At 27.7% G+C, this 19166-nt stretch carries 19 protein-coding genes and 1 tRNA gene; 8 read left to right on the forward strand and 12 right to left on the reverse strand.

Features of this window, described 5'->3' with window-relative positions:
* Positions 1-47: 47 nt before the first annotated feature.
* Genes Q1K13_RS03695 through Q1K13_RS03705 form a run of 3 tightly spaced genes read right to left on the reverse strand, consistent with a single transcriptional unit; the run spans position 48 to position 2284 of the window.
* Positions 48-1547, reverse strand: a complete 1500-nt coding sequence (locus Q1K13_RS03695) for an NAD(P)H-hydrate dehydratase (RefSeq protein WP_300347798.1) — start codon at positions 1545-1547, stop codon at positions 48-50.
* Complete coding sequence (acpS, locus tag Q1K13_RS03700; protein WP_300347799.1) at positions 1534-1935, reverse strand: holo-ACP synthase; 402 nt, start codon at positions 1933-1935, stop codon at positions 1534-1536. The genes Q1K13_RS03695 and acpS overlap by 14 nt, the downstream gene beginning before the upstream one ends.
* 43 nt (positions 1936-1978) lie before the next feature.
* A complete protein-coding gene (locus Q1K13_RS03705; RefSeq protein WP_300347800.1) occupies positions 1979-2284 on the reverse strand; it encodes a DUF6514 family protein in 306 nt (101 codons plus the stop codon).
* 679 nt (positions 2285-2963) lie between these two features.
* Here Q1K13_RS03705 and Q1K13_RS03710 point away from each other — a divergent pair.
* The gene (locus tag Q1K13_RS03710) at positions 2964-4163 is read left to right on the forward strand and encodes an FprA family A-type flavoprotein (protein WP_300347831.1); all 1200 of its coding nucleotides are present in this window, start codon (positions 2964-2966) and stop codon (positions 4161-4163) included.
* A 167-nt stretch (positions 4164-4330) separates the two neighbouring features.
* Here Q1K13_RS03710 and Q1K13_RS03715 read toward each other — a convergent pair whose 3' ends face one another.
* Positions 4331-4675, reverse strand: coding sequence for a single-stranded DNA-binding protein (locus Q1K13_RS03715; protein WP_300347801.1), 345 nt, complete (start codon positions 4673-4675; stop codon positions 4331-4333).
* A 145-nt stretch (positions 4676-4820) separates the two neighbouring features.
* Between Q1K13_RS03715 and galE the strand changes: the two genes are divergently transcribed.
* On the forward strand, positions 4821-5807 hold the full coding sequence (galE, locus tag Q1K13_RS03720) for a UDP-glucose 4-epimerase GalE (protein ID WP_300347802.1): 987 nt from the start codon (positions 4821-4823) through the stop codon (positions 5805-5807).
* Positions 5808-6098: 291 nt separating this feature from the next.
* On the opposite strand, the gene Q1K13_RS03725 is transcribed toward galE, so the two are convergent.
* Positions 6099-6950 (reverse strand): YihY/virulence factor BrkB family protein, encoded by an 852-nt coding sequence (locus Q1K13_RS03725; RefSeq protein ID WP_300347803.1) that lies wholly within the window; start codon positions 6948-6950, stop codon positions 6099-6101.
* A gap of 169 nt (positions 6951-7119) precedes the next feature.
* Between Q1K13_RS03725 and Q1K13_RS03730 the strand changes: the two genes are divergently transcribed.
* Positions 7120-8124 carry an LCP family protein gene (locus tag Q1K13_RS03730; RefSeq protein ID WP_300347805.1) on the forward strand — a complete coding sequence of 335 codons (1005 nt, stop codon included), beginning with the start codon at positions 7120-7122 and terminating at the stop codon, positions 8122-8124.
* Positions 8125-8234: 110 nt separating this feature from the next.
* The gene (locus tag Q1K13_RS03735) at positions 8235-9110 is read left to right on the forward strand and encodes an aldose 1-epimerase family protein (RefSeq protein WP_300347806.1); all 876 of its coding nucleotides are present in this window, start codon (positions 8235-8237) and stop codon (positions 9108-9110) included.
* Between the two features lie 39 nt (positions 9111-9149).
* Here the strand turns inward: Q1K13_RS03735 and Q1K13_RS03740 are convergent, their stop codons facing one another.
* Entirely contained in the window at positions 9150-9755 is a 606-nt protein-coding gene (locus Q1K13_RS03740) for a DUF1836 domain-containing protein (protein ID WP_300347807.1), read from the reverse strand.
* Positions 9756-10470: 715 nt separating this feature from the next.
* Between Q1K13_RS03740 and Q1K13_RS03745 the strand changes: the two genes are divergently transcribed.
* On the forward strand, positions 10471-10710 hold the full coding sequence (locus Q1K13_RS03745) for an AbrB/MazE/SpoVT family DNA-binding domain-containing protein (RefSeq protein ID WP_003476163.1): 240 nt from the start codon (positions 10471-10473) through the stop codon (positions 10708-10710).
* Positions 10711-11062: 352 nt separating this feature from the next.
* Here the strand turns inward: Q1K13_RS03745 and rsmI are convergent, their stop codons facing one another.
* The 4 genes from rsmI to Q1K13_RS03765 all read right to left on the reverse strand — a co-directional run bounded on the left by rsmI (position 11063) and on the right by Q1K13_RS03765 (position 14648).
* Positions 11063-11905 carry a 16S rRNA (cytidine(1402)-2'-O)-methyltransferase gene (gene rsmI / locus Q1K13_RS03750; protein ID WP_300347808.1) on the reverse strand — a complete coding sequence of 281 codons (843 nt, stop codon included), beginning with the start codon at positions 11903-11905 and terminating at the stop codon, positions 11063-11065.
* Positions 11906-12676 carry a tRNA1(Val) (adenine(37)-N6)-methyltransferase gene (locus tag Q1K13_RS03755; protein ID WP_300347809.1) on the reverse strand — a complete coding sequence of 257 codons (771 nt, stop codon included), beginning with the start codon at positions 12674-12676 and terminating at the stop codon, positions 11906-11908.
* Between the two features lie 172 nt (positions 12677-12848).
* Positions 12849-14177, reverse strand: a complete 1329-nt coding sequence (locus tag Q1K13_RS03760) for a C40 family peptidase (RefSeq protein WP_300347811.1) — start codon at positions 14175-14177, stop codon at positions 12849-12851.
* 180 nt (positions 14178-14357) lie between these two features.
* On the reverse strand, positions 14358-14648 hold the full coding sequence (locus Q1K13_RS03765; RefSeq protein WP_300347812.1) for a hypothetical protein: 291 nt from the start codon (positions 14646-14648) through the stop codon (positions 14358-14360).
* A 177-nt stretch (positions 14649-14825) separates the two neighbouring features.
* Between Q1K13_RS03765 and Q1K13_RS03770 the strand changes: the two genes are divergently transcribed.
* Positions 14826-14901, forward strand: a tRNA-Pro gene (locus Q1K13_RS03770).
* A 404-nt stretch (positions 14902-15305) separates the two neighbouring features.
* On the opposite strand, the gene Q1K13_RS03775 is transcribed toward Q1K13_RS03770, so the two are convergent.
* Both Q1K13_RS03775 and Q1K13_RS03780 read right to left on the reverse strand, forming a co-directional pair.
* On the reverse strand, positions 15306-16685 hold the full coding sequence (locus Q1K13_RS03775; protein ID WP_300347813.1) for an N-acetylmuramoyl-L-alanine amidase: 1380 nt from the start codon (positions 16683-16685) through the stop codon (positions 15306-15308).
* Positions 16686-16739: 54 nt separating this feature from the next.
* Positions 16740-16886: a hypothetical protein gene (locus tag Q1K13_RS03780; RefSeq protein WP_300347814.1), complete on the reverse strand. Its 147-nt coding sequence runs from the start codon at positions 16884-16886 to the stop codon at positions 16740-16742.
* A gap of 148 nt (positions 16887-17034) precedes the next feature.
* Between Q1K13_RS03780 and Q1K13_RS03785 the strand changes: the two genes are divergently transcribed.
* Positions 17035-18393, forward strand: coding sequence for a [Fe-Fe] hydrogenase large subunit C-terminal domain-containing protein (locus Q1K13_RS03785; protein ID WP_300347816.1), 1359 nt, complete (start codon positions 17035-17037; stop codon positions 18391-18393).
* A 71-nt stretch (positions 18394-18464) separates the two neighbouring features.
* The gene (locus Q1K13_RS03790) at positions 18465-19118 is read left to right on the forward strand and encodes an HAD family hydrolase (RefSeq protein WP_300347817.1); all 654 of its coding nucleotides are present in this window, start codon (positions 18465-18467) and stop codon (positions 19116-19118) included.
* The last annotated feature ends 48 nt before the right edge of the window (positions 19119-19166 follow it).

The raw sequence follows: 19166 nt of genomic DNA on the forward strand, positions 1-19166 counted from the left end.
TTAAACCTTATACCTTACATACTTATTAATTAGTAATCTTTTTTATTCTAAATCCTACTTAATTCTTTCATTTTACTTGGTATATTCTTAATAATTTCAGTAGCACTTACTGAGAAATTATCCTTTGATAATTCATCTCCTATATATCCATGTATATAAGCTCCTAATACTGAGGCATCAAAAACACTTAATCCCTGTGAAATTAATGCTGTTATTATACCTGTTAATGTATCACCCATTCCTCCTGACGCCATAGCACTATTTCCTGTTGGGTTTATCATAACTTTATTTCCATCTGTAATTATTGTATTATAACCTTTTAAAAGAACTACTATTCCATTATTTTTGGCATATTCTTTTGCAATTTCAACTCTATTGCTTTCTACTTCTTTTACTTCTACACCTAGTAAATTAGCCATTTCTCCAGGATGTGGTGTAATGACAACATCTCCTTTTACTCTTTTTAAAATACCCTCATCTCTTTTTAAAACATTTATCCCGTCTGCATCTATAACTATATTTCCATCATAATTTTCAAAAATCTCATTTAATTTATCAAAGGTTAAATCATTGTTTCCCATTCCAGGACCAAAGGCAATAACATTTGCACCTTTAACTAAGTCTTTATACTCTTCCCAGAATGTATATTTTCCTGTCATAGCCTCATTAAGCTTTATTGCTAACTCACCTTGAACTTCTTCATGTGTTAAAACAGTTACTAACCCTGCACCTGTTTTTACTGCTGCTTTTCCAACCATGTATGCAGCTCCTACAAATCCCTTATGTCCAGCAAAGATTAAAACTCTGCCATATGTACCCTTGTGTCCAACCTTATTTCTAAAAGGAAATACTCTCTTTATATATTTTTCATCTGTAAAACTAGTATTATCTTTATTTCTTTCTACTATTTCTCTTGGTATACCTATATCTTCAACTACTATCTCCCCAGTATAATCAAAACTCTTATAATTCAAAAATCCTTTTTTATAAACTTGAAAAGTAATTGTCTTGTTGGCTTTAATTGCTTCTCCAAGAATTTCTCCTGTATCAGAATCTATTCCTGAAGGAACATCTATAGAAATAGTATATCTACTACTCTCATTTATGCATTTTATAGCTTCAAGATATATTCCTGAAACATCTCTCTTTAACCCAGTTCCAAAAATTCCATCTATTATAATTTCACTTTTTAAAATATCACTTCTCAAAATTTCTATGTCTTTACTCTCTGATAAATCTTTTATATCCCCACCTAGCTTTTGTAATATACTAAGATTTACCTTAAAATCATCTGATCCTTTTTTATTTTCCTCTAAAATATGTATATAAACTTTCTTACCCTTATTTAATAGATGTCTTGCAATGCCTAAAGCATCTCCTCCATTGTTTCCTCTTCCTGAAATAATAGTAAAGTTATCCTTAGATAGATCTATATTATCCAAAAACTTAATAACAGCATTCTCCATTAGAACTATGCTTGGCATATCAAATTCTTCTATATATTCTTTATCCATTTGTCTTACACTATCAGAGCTACAAATTTCCATAAGACTCACCTTCCAACATAGCATATGCAATAGCATTACTTTTATTATGTGAAATACTCAAATGTATCTTTAGTAAACTATTATCTCCAACTAACTTGTTTCCTATTACTTTTGCATCATTATGCAAAAATACCATAGGTTTTCCTAATTCATCTCTTAAAATTTCTATGTCCATAAAAGAGAAACCCCTAATACCAGTTCCCAAAGCCTTACTTATAGCTTCTTTTGATGCAAAGTTTCCAGCTATAACCTCACTATTCATTCCTCTACTATAAAAATATTCTTTTTCCTTTTCAGTAAATATTTTATCAAGAAAACTCTTAGTATTTTTAATGGCTTTCTCAACTCTTTCTATTTCAATTATGTCCACACCAATTCCGACTATCATAGAGTTCCTCCTTTATATAAGTTATTTACCTCTTATGATACTACTACCAAGTAAAATCAGCTACATAATTATCTATATCTTCCCCTATAATATCTATCAAGTGTATTGGTGAAACTTGAAAATCATATAATTTTTGAACTAATTCGAAAACCTTTTCTTTATTTGGAGATATCTTTTCTACTGAGTCTCGTTCTATGTTAGTCAATATATTATGGACAAAATCTTCTCTTTCAATTTCTATACCATATACTTCTCTTCCCTTATAATTATTTTCTATAAGTCTATAAGAAAAATTAAGTTTTTTATCTCCTTCATTCAATTCCTTACACAAATTTTTAACAACTCTCATGTATATCCTCCTTATTTCCCTATCTTATATGCTTGTACACTTAGATTGTCTTTATCTTATCATCTTTATTTGAAAAAACATGTCAAATTCTGAATTCAAAACCTATTTTTTTATCGTTATTTAACGACATTTCTTATTCTAAAATTAATTTTATTTGTATTTTTATAGGAATATTTTAGTTTTTTATTTCAATTTTTTATATCTCAAAAAAAAGTTTTTATAAAGTTCATGAAAACGATACAATAGATAAAATTTATATACTTTTTAATATTTTCTTTTTAAAATTAATCATACTTACGTATTAAAATTTTCTGAAAATTCCCAATTATCTTTTAGTTTAAAATTAAGTTAACAGAGCCCAAATTCTATTTACTTTTAGGTGTAAAAGTGTATAATTAATAGTGTACAATTAATAAGCACTATTAATTGATATTTTTAATTAATTAATAATTTTACACTTGATTTTATATATATTTATCAATATACTACCCTTTTATTTAACATAATAAATTTATATTGATAAACATATATATTAAAAATTTAGTTAATTTTTTCTAAAACTAATGATTAAAGTTTATAAATTAAGTTATAGTATAAGTATTGATTTATACAAATTAAAATTAGGATTTTGAAGGGAGGTAGCTGCATATTATTCTACAAAAAATATGTAGCGTATGTAGTGAAACACTTAACTATTAAAGAAGATTTATTTTGGGTTGGAGCATTAGATCCAAATCTTAGAGTATTTGACATAATAATGTATACACCTTATGGAACAACTTATAACTCATATGTTGTTAAAGGAAACGAAAAAACTGCTGTTTTTGAAACAGTAAAAGAACAATTCTTTGATGAATATATTTCTAGATTAGAAGATTTAGGAGTTAATCCTTCTGAATTAGATTATATAGTTGTAAGCCATACTGAGCCTGATCATGCTGGTTCAATTGGTAAATTATTAGATTTAGCTCCAAATGCTAAGATTGTTGCATCACCAACAGCTATAAGCTATGTAAAAGAAATCATAAACAGAGATTTTGAATCTATTCCTGTTAAAGAAGGAGATTCTTTATCATTAGGAAATAAAACTTTAAAATTCTTGTCGGTACCACAACTACACTGGCCTGATACAATATACACTTATGTAGAAGAAGATAAGACTCTTATAACTTGCGATTCATTTGGAAGCCACTATTCTTGCGAAGAAATGTTTAATGATTTACTTCCAAGCGAAGAAAATTACATGGAAGCTTTAAGATATTACTTTGATTGCATAATGGGACCATTTAAACCTTTCGTTTTAAAAGCAATCGATAAAATAAAGGATTTAGATATAGATGTTATCTGTCCAGGTCATGGTCCAATATTAAGATCTAACCCTGAAAAAATAGTTGAATTATACAAAGAATGGAGTACTCCAGCTCCAGCTAACGAAGTTAAAAAAGCTTCAATATTCTATGTTTCAGCATATGGATATACTAAACAATTAGCTGAGAAAATAGCTGAAGGTATTAATTCTACTGGAAATGTTGAAGTTAACTTATACAACATAATAGAGCATGATATGACTGATTTAGTTGCAGAAGTTGGAACATCAGATGCTATATTATTTGGTTCACCAACAATAGTTAATGAATTACTAGAACCAGTTAGAGATTTAATGGCTAAACTTAATCCAGTAATTCACGGAAGAAAAGTTGCTGGTGCTTTTGGTTCATATGGATGGAGCGGAGAAGCTGTTCCAAGAATAGAATCAAGATTAAAAGAATTAAGAATGAAAATGCCAGTTGAAGGATTAAAGGTTAAATTCAGACCATCTAATGAAGAAGATGAAAAAGCTTTTGATTTTGGTGTTGAAATTGGAAATGCTATAAAATAAGATTATACAAAAAAGACAGAGAGAAACCTCTGTCTTTTTTTATATTAGGTTCAGTTTTAAGTAGGTGTTTATTTTAGCTAGTTCTTCAAACCTACTTAGTTTCAATCTAAAATCAGCCCTAGTTTAAAACAAAACCTTATATTATATATTTATTTTATATATATTTGCTAAAACTCATGGTCTACTCTATCATTTGTATAGTTAATAGCTTTAAAATCTTCTACAGATACTTCTACTATATATCTTCTTTTTCCCTCATCATCTTCAAAACTTCTTGTTATAAGTCTTCCACTTATACTAACTAAATCACCTTTTTTTAAATATTTACATGCTATTTCGGCTTTTTTTTCCCACATTATCACTGGAATAAAATCTTTTTTTCTTTCTCCATTTGAAGACTTAAAATTTCTTGAAACAGCTATGGTAAATTTAGTATAAACCTTCTCTCCATCCTCTACATATCTTAACTCTGGATCTTTTACTAGACGACCTAATAATACTATTTTATTCATGTAATATTACCCTCCTAACTATTAATTATTTGATATTTTAACCAATTAAGTAAAACTTATTCATATATTAAGGTAAAATATATTTATTTTAGTAAAAGTTTTACTTATAATATTATTAAGAATCATTTTAAACGGAGGTATTGCTATGGCAATTTTAGTTTGTGGTGGTGCAGGTTATATAGGAAGTCATATGGTTGCAGAACTACTTGAAAATAATAAAGAGGTTGTTATTTTAGATAACTTTGAAAAAGGTCACGAAGATGCTGTTTTAGGTGGCAAAGTATATAGAGGAGATTTAAGAGATAGAAGTATATTAGATAAAGTTTTCACTGAGAATACTATTGAAGCTGTAATAGATTTTGCTGCATACTCTTTAGTTGGAGAAAGCATGAGTGAACCTTTAAAATACTTTGAAAACAATGTTTATGGTACTATAAGCTTATTAGAAGCTATGAGAGATCATAATGTTAAATATATTGTATTCTCATCAACAGCTGCCACTTATGGGGAACCTGAGAATATTCCAATACTAGAGAACGATAAAAATCTTCCAACTAATGCTTATGGGGAATCTAAGCTTCTTGTTGAAAAGATTTTAAAATGGTGTGATACTGCTTATGGTATAAAATATACTGCCTTAAGATACTTTAACGCAGCTGGTGCTCATATTAATGGAAAAATAGGAGAAGATCACTCTCCTGAAACTCATTTAATTCCATTAATTCTACAAGTTGCTTTAGGAAAAAGAGATAAAATAATGATGTTTGGTGATGATTATAATACTAAAGATGGTACTTGTGTAAGAGATTATATTCATGTGTCAGATTTAGCCTCTGCTCATTCATTGGCTTTAGAAAGATTAATGAATGGTGGAGAAAGTAGAATTTACAACTTAGGAAATGGTACTGGATTCACAGTTAAAGAAGTTGTTGAGGTCACTAGAAAAGTAACTGGTCATAAAATCCCTGCAGAAGCGGCTCCTAGAAGAGCTGGTGATCCAGCTACCCTAATAGCTTCTTCAGAGAAAGCTATAGAGGAATTAAATTGGAAACCTAAATTCAATTCTTTAGAAACAATTATTGAAACTGCTTGGAACTGGCATAAAAACCATCCAAATGGATATGAAAAATAGATTAAAACTTTCAGTAATTTATCTTAATATTATAAAAGATTTAAAATTTTTCTAAAGTTTAATTAAATTCACAAAGTTTTTTTTTGCTTTAAAAACATATTCAAAATTTAAATTTCTTTTTTTAAAAAACTTTTAAATATATTGGAGTTAAAACCGTAACTCTTTATATTTAAAAGTTTTTTATTTTTATAACTATATTTTTAATTTTCAACTGAAATGTCTTTAAAAATTTCCTATAAAGCTTATAAGTATCTTATAAGATAAATCATTGAAAATCATAAACTTTACTTATTATAATTCACTTAATCTACTTTTTTCTGCTAATACTGCATTTATCTCTCCTCCAAGTATAAGAATTAAAGATGTTATAAACATCCATGTCATAAACATAAATACAGCTCCTAAACTTCCATATAACCTTGAATAATTGCTAAAATTATTTACATAGTATGCAAATATATATGATATAGATATCCAACCTAATGTTGTTATTGATGCCCCTGGCAATACTTCTAACCATCCAAGTCTCACACAAGGTGTAGCATTATATAAAAACATAAAAAATAAAATCATTATAAAAATAACTATTATATATCTTAAAATATTCCACATAAAATAAATGATTTCTGGGTGTTCAAACAATCTTAAGAAAAAATTTCCTATTACATCACCAAATACAAATAAAAATAAGGTAGCTATAATTACTAATGCTAAAAATATAGTGTATATTATTGATGTTAGCTTCAATTTTATATATGATCTCGTTTCCTTAACCCCATACGCCTTGTTTAACCCCTTTATAACAGCCTTAAAACCTGATGATGATACCCATATTGCCAATCCTATACTTATCCACAATAATCCTGTTTGTTCTCTTTCAACCACCTCTATAACAGTGCTCTGTATTAAATCATAAGCCGCGTTAGGCATTACATTACTTAGTAAATGTAAAACATAATCACTATTTAAATGGCTAAAACCTATTAATGTCATTAAAAACATTAAAAATGGGATGAAAGAAAGTATCATATAATATGCAAGCTGTGCACCCAGTGCAAAAATATCATCTTCTCCTATTTTCTTTACGAACATAGCAAGAAATATTATTGTCTTTCTTAGAAAACTTCTAGACTTGTCTTTCATAAAATACTCCTTATATAATTTAAATATTTAATTTTAACCTTCTTTATATTAATTATACATATTTCAAAACACTATGTATAATTAATAAAAATGTAACTTTTTTAGGAACTAATTGGAATAAAATTAAAATAGTTAAATATGTAAAAATTTATAAAAGGACGGTGAAATTATGTCAGAAGGGAAACATATAAAAAATGATACACCTAAAAAGAAAAGTAAAACTAAAGTAGTAATATTATCAATATTTTTTGTATTGCTTGTTGGTATTGGTTTAGGTTCTTATTACATATACTCCACACTTAATAAGATGGATATTAAAAAGATAGCACAAGATGATAAATCTTTAGGAATAGATGATAATAAGGATTTATTTAAAGATGGTATTATAAATATTGCTTTATTTGGTGTTGATAGTAGAGATCATAATGATATCGGTAGATCTGATGCCATAATCATAGCTACAGTTGACACTAAACATAATAAAATTAAGTTAACTTCTCTTATGAGAGATAGTTATGTTGATGTAGAAGGTCATGGTAAAACAAAATTAACTCATGCCTATGCTTATGGTGGACCTACATTGGCTTTAAAAACTATTAACCAAAACTTTGGTCTTAATGTAAAAGATTATGTTACTGTTAACTTTGATAATCTTGCCAAAATTATTGATGATATTGGAGGTGTTCCAATAACAATAAAATCTTATGAAGTTAATGAAGTTAATAAATATGTTAAAAGTGTTTCTGAAATAGCTGGAACTGAATATAAACCTGTACACGAAGGTGAACAAATATTAAATGGTACTCAAGCTGTAGGATATGCTAGGGTTCGTTATGTTGGAGATGGAGATTATGAAAGAACTCAAAGACAAAGAAACGTTCTTGATGCAATAATCAAAAAACTTTCAAAATTAAGTATTTCTGAATATCCTGAAACAATAAACAAACTTATGCCTTATGTTGAAACAAATTTAACTCCTTCAAATGTTATAAATATTGTAAAATCAGTTGCTTCAACTGGAATTCCACCAGTAGAAAATATGCGTTTCCCACTTGATGGATATTGTAAAGGCGCTATGATTGATGGTGTTTGGTATTTAACATTTAAACAACCTGATACTAAAGAACAAATTCAAAATTATATATATAAAGATATAAATCCTGAAAAGAAATAATTAAAGAAGCTAGAAAATAATTGTAAATTATTATTTTCTAGCTTTTTTGATATTTTTTAGGTGATATAATATATTTAAAATAAAAATATTAATTTTGAAAGGATGAAATTATGATTTACACTCTTGAAAATAAAGATTTAACAATCTCTTTAAGTAATCACGGTGGTGAATTATATAGCATAAAAGGAAACAAAGAAAATACTGAATTTTTATGGACTGGTGATGAAGCATACTGGAAATATCATGCTCCAATCCTATTCCCTATAGTAGGAAAAGTTTTTGATGGTAAATATAGAGTTGACGGTAAAACTTATGAATTACCTCAACATGGACTTGCTAGAGTTCGTGATTTTGAAATGATAGAAAAAACTAAAAATTCTATTTCCTTTGGATTAAGATACTCTGAAGATACTTTAAAAATATATCCATTTAAATTTTCATTAATAATAAAATACACATTAGAAAACAATAATATAAAAATTGATTATATAGTTAAAAATGTAGATAATAAAGAAATGTTCTTCTCAATAGGAGCACATCCTGCTTTCATGTGCCCAATTGAAAATGATTCATTTGAAGATTATTATTTTGAATTTGATAAAAAAGAAACTGCTAGTTTAATGCAATTAGTTGATGTTGGTTATTTTTCACATGAAGAAAAACCTTTCTTAGAAAATGAAAACATAATTCCTATTTCATTGAATTTATTTAAGAATGATGCCTTAATGTTTAAAAATCTAAACTCAACTAAAATATCATTAAAATCAAAGAAACATGCTAAATATTTAGAATTTGATTTTAATAACTTCCCATTTTTAGGATTATGGACAAAAGCTACTGGTGCACCATTTGTTTGCATAGAGCCTTGGTTTGGTCATGCCGACTTTTATGGATTCCAAGGAGAATTCAAAGATAAAGCTGGAATTCATTCACTTACTCCAAACTCAGAATTTATCTGTAGCTACAATGTTTCATTCTTTGAATAATATTAAAAATAAAAAAAGTTGAGTTAACTCTCAACTTTTTTATTCTTCATTATCTTCTTTATGATATCCATGAACTATCTTTTGCACTATTTTCTTTACAACGCTAGCATGTGCAATTAAAGTCATAACGGTTAAGAAAGTTACTATACGATCTCTTTCTTCTTCCTTTATATCAGAAGCCTTAATTATTTTTTCTATTTTATCATTATCCACTATTGGAGTATCTAGGAATCTTCTTATACTTTCTTCCTGTACTTCTCCAAACATCTTATAAGCTGTTTCCCATGATATTATGTCATCACTTCTATCATTAATATCATTAAAAGCTAAAGCAAATACCTTTTTTATTTCATCAGTTTTTAAAAGTGGTCTCATATAGCTTAAAAGCACTAGCTGGGCTAAATGAACTTTTGTATATCCACGCTTCTTACCATCTTCTGGTTTTGATATTACCTCACTTTTAATATAGTTTTGAACTATATTATTTGTAAATTTGTCTTCTGTAAACTTATCATTTAAATAGTCAATTACCTGTGAAAGAAATAAATCATACTTAGGTAATTCATCATAAGATACCATACTATTTTTTGACATTTCTTCTGCAAGAATTTTTATTTGTTCTGAATTAAAATTACTAATATCCATAAGCACACCTCAAATTTCGTTGTAAACCCTTATAATGTATTATATAGTATTTATAATCACATTACAAGTTACTAATTTCTTTTTATAGTTTTTTTAACTAAGTTTGTAAAAAAACATCTAAAATTATAAATATAAATTGAAACTTACTCCTTAAACCATTTTAAATTTAATGCTATAAAAGGTAAAAAATATAAATTTTTTATAATTCAATTTTAAATTAATTTTAAAATATTAACGCATATTTTATTCCTTTTAATAATTTATTTTCCTTATTTTACATTTGTTTTATATTTTAATAACATTTTTTTGTATTAATTAAATAAATATAAACAAACCACTACATATATCATAGAATATTATATATAATAAATAAATAGTTATGCGACATTTTTATTATTTTTTTCCAATTTTATTTCAATTGTATTTTTTTATTTTTAAAAATCTTACTTTTCAACAAATTTCATACTAAAGAACGTATTATAATCCTATTTTTTGAAATTATGTTAAACTAAACTATGGTGTTTATTAGTAAATAATTTGATTTTCGCCTTGACTTTTCAAAAAAATGGTAGTATATTGAATATATAAATTGGTTGAGAATAAAAAAATTGTAAACAAACATTTTTTTTGCCAAAACATGTTGACTTAATATTACAAGTTTGTTAATATTATAATGCGTTTTGTCGAAAGTTGTAAAATGCAAGGAGGAAATATAATGAAATCAACAGGTGTAGTAAGAAGAGTAGACGAATTAGGAAGAATAGTTATTCCTATAGAGTTAAGAAGAACATTAGATATCGCAGAGAAAGATGCTTTAGAAATCTATGTAGATGGAGAGCAAATCATATTAAAGAAATATGAGCCAGCTTGTATCTTCTGTGGAGATGCTAGAGATGTTGTTAACTACAAAGGTAAAAACATTTGTCAAAAATGTTTAGACGAATTAAAAAAATAGTAATTAACTTATTTAAATAAATAAATAATTAATTAACCATTTTAACCCTAACCAATAATAATTTTGACACTATATCCCCTTATAGTGTTAAAGCACTTCATAATCCCCTATGAAGTGCTTTATTTTTTATTTATATCTTTTTTTAATTTTCATTAAACTAACATTCATGTAAACACTATTTTAAACTTAAACAAAAAGTCCTGTTTTAAGAAAATGTTGATTTTAGCTATCCTTAATACATAATTAATTATTAGTAAAAATCAACACTAGTTTAGCAAAATAAAAAACTAATTTTAAGAAAAATAATTTCTTATTTTTTCTCAAATTCAGCATTTAATTCACATAAATAAAATTATATATCTAATGAATATTTATATATTTCAGACTTAGCAACTCCTCTATCTTTAGCAACCTTTTTTATAGCATCTTTTTTCTTTATTCCCTCATTATCTATATAATGAATTATATGTTCTTCTATTGTCATATCACTCCATTTTGCTGTGTTTTCTTCTTCAATTTCTTCTTCAGTTTTTCCTGAAATAACACAAACAAATTCTCCTTTTGGAGAATTCTCTTCAAAATATAGCTTAGCTTCTTCCATAGTCCCCCTATATATTTCTTCATGAAGCTTAGTAAGTTCTCTACAAACTGCTATTTTTCTATTTCCTAAACCTTCTTTTAAAGTATCTATAGTGTCTAAAATTCTATATGGTGATTCATATATTATTATTGTTTCAGTTCTATCCTTAATATCTTCTATAAAAGCTCTCTTCTCTTTATTTTCTCTAGGGAAAAATCCTTTGAACATAAACTTACTAGTATCTAACCCTGAATATATTAATGCAGTTGTAAAAGCAGTAGCTCCTGGTAAAACTTCAAATTCTATGCCTTCTTCTATACATTTTTGAACAACAACACTTCCTGGATCTGATATTCCTGGAGTACCAGCATCACTAACAATAGCTACATTTAAACCTTCTTTAACTCTTCTAAGGATTTCTTCTCCTTTTCCTTGTTCATTATGCTTATGATAGCTCATTAGAGGCTTCTTTATCTCAAAATGATTTAAAAGTTTAAGAGTCTGTCTTGTATCTTCCGCTGCAATTAAATCTGCATTTTTAAGAACCTCCAAGGCTCTTAATGTTATATCTCCTAAATTTCCAATAGGTGTTGGTACTAAATAAACTTTACTCATTTACTTATTCTCCCTTCCATATATTCTATCTATCTCTTCACTATATCCACCTTCATCTTTGTAAACATATAAAGGTGGTTCCCACTTAAGAAATGCTCCTCCATCTCTTTGTCCTTCAACCAAAACAATATTTGCTGCCTTCTTAGTATTTGGATGAACCATCCTAACTCTCTTAGGTTCAATTTTATATTTTCTCATAAGGCAAAATATATCAGCTAGTCTTTCTGGTCTATGTACCATATAAAGCCTTCCATTATCCTTTAAAAATCTTCTACTTGCTTCTATAACATCTTCTAAATTACACATAATTTCATGTCTGGCTATTGCAAGCTTATCCTCTGGATTAACAATCCCTGCATTATTTAATTTATACGGAGGATTAACAGTAACAACATCAAACTTACCCATTGATTTACTAAGTTCCTTATCTTTTAAATCTCCACATATAAAAGAAACCTTGCCCTCTATATTATTTATTTTTACACTTCTATTAGCCATTTCAGCAAATTCCTCTTGAATTTCAATTCCCACAGCTTCCTTAGGACTTCTTTTTCCATAGATAACAAAAGGAATTATTCCTGTTCCTGTACATAAATCTAAAACCCTATGTTTTTTATTAACATTAGCGAAGTTAGCTAATAATACTGCATCTACTCCAAATCTAAACCCCTCTTTTTTTTGAATTAAATGTAGCCCATTTAATTGCAAATCATCAAGAGTTTCATTTTCATTTACTAAATTTAAATCTAACTCCTTAAAAGTTTCATTCATCCTTGTTCACACTCACCTTTTTTATTATTAAGTAAATTTCTATTTGAAATTCATCAAATAATCATAGTCTATATTATATCACATGATTATTCCTATTAAGCCTTACTACAAATTAAAATCAAAAAAATATGCCAAACAGTAAAAATACTGCTTGGCATAAACATATTTAAAATTATAATAATCTTCTTGCTGATGAGAAATGATATATAGGTCCTACTATTACACCAACACCTGGTCTAGCAGCGTGAATCATTTGTCCACCACCTACATATATTCCAACGTGACCTACACCATTAGTAAATACTAAATCTCCTGGCTGTAACTGATCTCTTGATACTGGTCTACCTTGATTAATCTGTGAATAAGTAGTTCTTGTTATTTCCATACCTGCCGCATGTCTATAAACATAACTAGTAAATCCTGAACAGTCAAAAGTATCTGGGCCAGTTGCTCCAAATACATATGGTCTTCCAATAAATTGGTATGCATATGAAACTACTGATGAGGCCTTACCTTGACTTGGTGGAGCTACTGTGTTTCCACCTTTTGAAGGTTTACTTGCAGATGAATTACTTGATGAAGCATTACTTGAAGCTGAGCTACTTGAATTACTTCCTGTAGAATTAACATTTCCCCCTCTATTAGGAGCTGGATTAGATGCTGCCTCAGCTTTTTTAGTTTCAATTAAATCTTTAGCTTTGCTTATAGCTTGATCAATCTCTTGATTTACTGACTCAGTTTTTATTTGATTTTTTAAACCAGTTAATGCTGTAATAGCCTGATTTAATTGATCTATTGAACTTCCTGAATTTATTTTATCAGTCCATTGTTCTGCTAATTTTTGTTCTAAAGGACCTAATTCTCCAACAACCTTTTCTTGGTCTGCTTTTAAATCTTTTATTATATTTTCTTGATCTGCTTTCATTTTATTAAACTCATCAATTTGAGCTTGAGTTTCCTTATTAAGCTTTTCTAATTTAGCTGTCTTGTCTTGTAATTCTTTAACCTGACTATCTAAAGCTGCTTTATCAGAATTTAATTGATCTATAACCTGTCTGTCCATTCCCATAACTCTGCTTATAGCTTGTACTTTTGTTAAAAAATCACCAATACCATTAGAGTCTAATAAAGCACTTAAGTAATTAGCTTCTCCACCACTTTTATAAGTTGCTCTTATTCTCTTACCTAATACCTCTTGTTGTTTTTCTATCTTTTTCTTAGATTCTTCAATTTGAACTTTAACAGAAGCTATTTGTTCCTCAGTTTTCTTTATCTCTTCTTGATTTTGTTGAACTTTAAAAAATAAAGGTTCTAATTTTGCTGTTAAATCATCTATTTTATCTTCTAATTCTCTTATCTTCTTATTTATTTCTGCATATTTATCTTGCTTTTCTTGAATCTGCTGCTTTTGACTATCTGAAACCGGAGTTGCGAATACACTTTGTCCTACTCCAAATGTCATTGTAGCAGCAAGAACTGTTGAAATTATTTTTTTCTTCATATCTACCTTGCCCCCATTTAGTGAAAAATAGGAACTCATCCCTCCCCTGATAAAAAATTTCACATATCTATTATACATTTGAAACCTTTTTGTAACAATATAAAATTGTCACTTTTACGTTAAATAAACAGTTTTTTTTCAGTTTTTTTACAGTAAATTAATGTATTTTTACTTTTTATGCTATTTAGACATTTTTTTGGCAATTATTTTTTGTACTATTGATCCTCCAATAACAACTATAGCAAAAGCTATTTTTATTGAATTTCCATCAAAAAAACTATCAAGAGCCCCTAATATAGTTCCTAAAAATCCTATAAATATGTTTCCAATGGCATTTATTTGTATGTACCTTGAATTATATCTTCCAGCTTCATGTTCACCTTCAAATCTTTTTTTGTTGGCAAATAAAATTATCCCCATAACTATTAGTATGAAACTAGCTGCAAGCATAATTATTGATGTAATTTTCATTTGTTTTCACCTCATCTTAAATATTTTAAATACCTAATAATCATTATAACATCTTAGTAGAAATATCATATACATTAATGCAATATAATATTTTTGTTAGTTATTTTAATTTTTTTAAACTTTTTTATTTTTTCTGTTGACATTCTTTTTAAATGCCCTTATAATAATAAATGTCGCCGGGGTGTGGCGCAGATGGGAGCGCGCGTGGTTTGGGACCATGAGGTCGCAGGTTCGATCCCTGTCACCCCGACCACAAAGGAATTGCAAAAGCAATTCCTTTTTTTTATTTTAAAATAATTATAATTTTTAATTCAATTTTAAAAGAGTGTTTATTTTAGCTATACCTTAACACCTACTTAATTTCTCAGAAGCTTTTTTATTGAATATTCTAGGATAATAGCTAAAAAAAGCCGTCATAATTCAGAAAACTTAGCTTACTACCCTTATTATTCCATATTAAATGAAGCTCTAAAGAACTTATTAATATAGTCTTACATTTATATATAAAAATCCTATTCAAGATAAAATAATTATAAGTATAGATTTAAAATCAATAATTACTTATTTTGCTAATAAAAATAGGATTGTATTAATTTTAAAAACTTTTTAAAACTTAAAATATAAATACAACCCTAGTTATTCCCTTTAATTTACTTATTATTTAATATCTGCTAAACTATATATTCTATCAATTATTTTTTTATATTCTATCAATCTCTCTTTTAAATTTTTGATTTCTTCTTTTAACTCACTATTTTCTTCTTTGTATTTCTCTATGCTCTTATTGCTTTCCTCTATTTCTTTAAATATATCAATATACTCATCTCTTAACTTAGATAATATTTCATTTAAATTTACAACCTTATTTTCTATGTCTATTATAGGAGTATCATCTGAATTTTCATTTTTTATATCCCCCTCTTCAAAATCATCTGTTATAACTGTTTCTTTTATACTTTCCATAAGCTTTATCACTTTAAACCCATAGTCATCTCCAGCTGCCCACATACCACCTAAGTCTTCAACATATTTACATACTCCAAATAAATATTGATAATGTTTAGGATCTGGACTCTTAGCTTTTGGATATCCTATTGCGCCTGCATATAATGCTAAGTGATCTAAATGAGCTCGTACACCATCTTCCCAGGTTTTGAATTTAGCATGTGAATCTAAAGAATCATCAATTCCTACTGCTGTTTTGAGTCCACAAGGATTTTTAAATTCTTCTTTTACTACCCCACCAAAATTTCCATATCCAGTTTCTAAAGCAGCCTGTGCATAAGCCATTGTTGGATTTACTCCACCACACTCTTCAAAAAAACTCCAATATAAATCTGCTAATCCAATGAAAATTTCAGTAGCACCTCTATTCTTAGCCCATTGCTTAGCTTTTTCTTTTTCCCCCCAAGGTTTATCAATTATACTTATTTTAACATCAGTCATGCCATCTCCCCCAATTATACTATTGTTTATAGGTTTTTCACTAATAATTTCATTTTCTTGTTCTAAATATTTTAGGATACCATTAGCTAGTCCTTTAGCAATTTTTTCTTTAAAATTATAATCTTTAAGTAAATTTTCTTCTCTTGGATTACTTAAAAAGCATATTTTAATTAAAGCAGCCGCATTATCTAACCCATTAAGCTCATTGTAGACATCTTCCTTAATTCCAATAATGCTTATTCCAGTTTCTCTATTTATGCTATCTAATATATGCTCACTTATTTTATATCCATCTACTGAATTTTGATTATAAAAAATCTCAGTGCCACAATCCATAAGATTATTACTACTATTAAAATGTACTGAAATAAAAACTTTACTTTTTAAACCTTTAGCTATCTTATTTCTTTCTCTCTCACTTAAATACATATCATCCCGTCTAGTAAGTTTAACATTAATTTTACTTTTTTTTAAAATAACTTCACAAGCCTTACATATAAATAATGTACACTCTTTTTCTTTAATTCCATCTATTCCAGTTGCACCAACATCATACCCACCATGACCAGGATCCAAAACAACTTCAACCATTAACTTCCCCTATTTTTAAATGCTATCAATAAATTATATTCTTAATACTTTCTTTTATTCTATGTTCTCTTTAAGCTCCTCATTAATACTTTTTTTAAACTCTTCTTCTAAATAACTATCTTCTTTAGCTGCTGCTTTGAACAATGATATATAAAATAACCAAACTAAACCTACTAAACCTGTTAATAATACATATTTCATAAAAATCACCTTTTTCTTAAATAATTATTTATTTAGAATACTTTCCAAATAATAAAAATTTATACCTTCCTACTAATACAATCCTACTAATACAATTTCTTAATTTTGCATATACTAACTCTGTTAATTTATAATAGGAGGATTATTTATGAATAGAAAATATGAAGCTTTACTAAAAGATTTAGTAAAAACTTATTACTCAAATGACAACTTTGATGAAAAATTAAATAATATTATTTCAAATGAATTTAATAGTAAAGAAGAAGCCATAGAAGTTTTATCCTCTCTTTGTGGTGTTAATATAAATATTGATTCAAACAAACTCTCATATGATTTTAAAAAAGCAATCACATCAAATGAAATCAGAAAAAATTTAGTAAAAAAAATATCTGTTTGCACAAAAGATTGTAAATCATCTGATGGTAAAGCAAAGTGTCAAAGTCTTTGCCCATTTGATGCAATATTGACTAATCCTATAGATAATAGTAAATATATTGATACAAATCTTTGTCAAAACTGTGGTATATGTGTTGAAGTTTGTGAAAATGGTAACTTTTTAGATAAAATCGAAATACTCCCAATAATTGATTTATTAAAAAATAATAAAAAGGTAGTAGCAGCTGTTGCCCCAGCTATTTCTGGTCAATTTGGAGAAAATGTAACCTTAGATATGCTTAGAGAAGCTTTTATTAAAATTGGTTTTGTTGATATGGTAGAAGTAGCTTTCGCTGCTGACATACTTTCAATTAAAGAGGCTGTTGAGTTTAACAATCATGTAGAAAAATCAGGCGATGTTTTAATAACATCTTGTTGTTGTCCTATGTGGGTTGGAATGCTAAAAAAATCTTACCATCAATTAGTTAAAGATGTTTCTCCCTCTGTTTCTCCTATGATTGCCGCTGCAAGAGTCATAAAAAAACTTAGTCCTGATGTTAAAGTTGTTTTTATAGGACCATGTATAGCCAAGAAGGCAGAAGCTAAAGAAAAAGATTTAATTGGAGATGTTGATTATGTGCTTACTTTTGAAGAATTAAAATATATATTTGAAGTATTAGAAATAGATCCATCCTCTTTTAAAGGAGTACCTTCAATAGAATATACTTCTCGTGGTGGAAGGTTGTATGCTAGAACTGGAGGGGTTTCTGAAGCAATTCACGATGTTATAAAAGAATTATACCCAGAAAAAGACAAATTATTTTTATCAGTCCAAGCAAATGGAGTTAAAGAGTGTAAAGAATTATTAAATAGCCTTCTAAATAAAGAAGTAAAAGCTACATTTATAGAAGGAATGGGATGTGTTGGTGGATGTGTTGGTGGTCCAAAAAGAATAGTTGATTCAAATATAGGAAAAGAAGCTGTAAATAAAGTAGCTTATGAGTCTCCAATAAAAGTTGCCACTCATAGCAATACAATGGATGAGATTCTTTCAAGATTAGGAATAAACTCACTAAAATGCTTTGAAAATAAAGAAAAGGTAGAATTATTCCAGCGTGAATTTGAAAATTAATTTTTAATCTAAAAATATTATACCTTGTACCCCAATACAGTTTATATTAAACTGTATTGGGGTGAGGTATAATGCTTAATAATATAAAAGGGGTAATTTTTGATCTAGATGGAACTTTAGTTGATTCAATGGGAGTATGGGCTAAAATAGATGTAGACTACTTAAATAATCTTGGATATGATGTTCCACCAAACTTAAAAGAAGAAATTACGCATTTAAGTTTCAACGAAGTGGCAAAGTATTTTAGAAATAGATTTAATATTGAAGACTCTGAAGAAAAAATAATGGAAACTTGGCATAACATGGCTTATAAAGAGTATGAAAAAAATATAAAACTTAAGCCAGGAGCTAAAGAATTTCTTAAAAGCTTAAAAGATTCAAAGATTAAAATTGGACTAGCTACTAGTAATTCATATCCTCTTCTTGAAGTTTCTTTAAAGTCAAATGGTGTATTTGATTTATTTGACTCAATAACAATTACAAGTGAAGTATCAAGAGGAAAGAATTTTCCTGATGTTTATCTTCTAGCAGCTGAAAGATTAGGGTTAGAACCTAGTGAATGTGCCGTTTTTGAAGATATTTTACCAGCAATAAAAGGTGCTTTAAGTGCTGGAATGAAAGTATTCGCTGTGGAAGATTATACTGTTTCAACTGAAGAAAGAGAAGAAATAAAGAAATATGCTCACAAATACATAGAAAATTATAATCAATTGTTAATAAAATAGAGTTGGATTTAAATCCAACTCTATTTTATATCATTGTTAAAATTAATT

Source organism: Clostridium sp., assembly GCF_029267215.1.
In the GTDB taxonomy this organism is placed as follows: Bacteria; Bacillota; Clostridia; order Clostridiales; family Clostridiaceae; genus Sarcina.